Here is a 1,308-nt window from a genome sequence, read left to right as displayed (position 1 = left end):
TTACCGGTGAACCACTTCATTTAGATTGGGAGTCACTTCGTGCCAGTATTAAAAAGCACGGCGTAAGAAACTCAACCGTATCAGCATTAATGCCGTCAGAAACTTCGTCTCAAATATCTAATGCGACTAATGGTATTGAGCCACCACGTGGTTTAATCAGCATTAAAGCAAGTAAAGATGGTGTTTTAAAGCAAGTTGTACCTGAGTATTTACGTTTAAAAGACAACTATGAGTTACTTTGGAATATTCCAAGTAACGAAGGTTACTTGCAATTGGTTGGCATAATGCAGAAGTTTATTGACCAAACTATTTCTGCTAATACTAATTATGATCCTGCTCGTTTTGAAGGTGGCAAAGTGCCTATCAAACAAGTATTAAAAGATATTTTAACCGCTTACAAGTTAGGGGTTAAAACGATGTACTATCACAATACTCGCGATGGCGCTGACGACAACCAAATTGAGATTGAAGATGATTGTGCCGGCGGTGCGTGTAAGATATAACGTACTTAAAGAGGAAAACAACAGGTTTTCCTCTTTTTTTGCCAACCAATTTTTCAAGCAATACACATAATAAAAAAACTAGATAACCAACACTAAGTAATGAAATACAGCCTTTCGAGCGCGCTATTTCAAGGAGAAATAAATGTCGTACACTACGTTTAACCAAACAGCTAACAATGCTTTGTTAGAGCCAATGTTTTTGGGAAACAGTGTAAATGTTGCACGATACGATCAACAGCGCTATATGGCGTTTGAAAAACTGATTGAAAAACAGTTATCTTTCTTTTGGCGTCCAGAAGAAATTGATGTATCTAAAGACCGTGCCGATTGGCAGAGCTTAACTGACTCTGAAAAGCACATATTTATTTCGAACTTAAAATACCAAACGTTACTTGATTCTATGGCTGCACGTTCGGTAAATGCTGTTTTACTACCACTTGTTTCACTACCAGAAGTAGAAACATGGGTTGAAACATGGGCATTTAGTGAAACTATTCATTCTCGTTCATATACTCACATATTACGTAATTTATTTTCTGATCCAAGTGAAGTTTTTGACGACATCATGGTCAATCCAGCAATTTTAAAGCGTGCTTCAAGTATCGCAAAATATTTTGATGCTGTGATTATCACTACGCAATTATTGCAGTCGCAAGGCCCTGGTAGTTATGAAGTGGACGGTAACACTATAGAAGTCAGTGAACGTAAATTGAAAGAGCGTCTTTTCTTAGCAATATGCTCAGTTAATGCTTTAGAAGCTATTCGTTTTTATGTCAGTTTTGCCTGTTCATTCGCCTTTGCTGAA

The 1,308-nt window shown here is 37.2% G+C and carries 1 protein-coding gene and 1 pseudogene; both read left to right on the top strand.

Annotated features, from left to right (window positions below):
• A pseudogene (locus H4J50_RS18925) lies at positions 1–503 on the top strand (ribonucleotide-diphosphate reductase subunit alpha); the annotation flags it as partial.
• A 142-nt stretch (positions 504–645) separates the two neighbouring features.
• On the top strand, positions 646–1,308 hold a 663-nt coding region (gene nrdB / locus H4J50_RS18920), incomplete at its 3' end, for a class Ia ribonucleoside-diphosphate reductase subunit beta (protein ID WP_182257698.1).

Origin of the sequence: Colwellia sp. 6M3 (assembly GCF_014077595.1) — a bacterium.
In the GTDB taxonomy this organism is placed as follows: Bacteria; Pseudomonadota; Gammaproteobacteria; order Enterobacterales; family Alteromonadaceae; genus Cognaticolwellia.
Note: the sequence above shows the minus strand (reverse complement) of the source record. Positions and strands in the feature narration are given on the sequence as shown.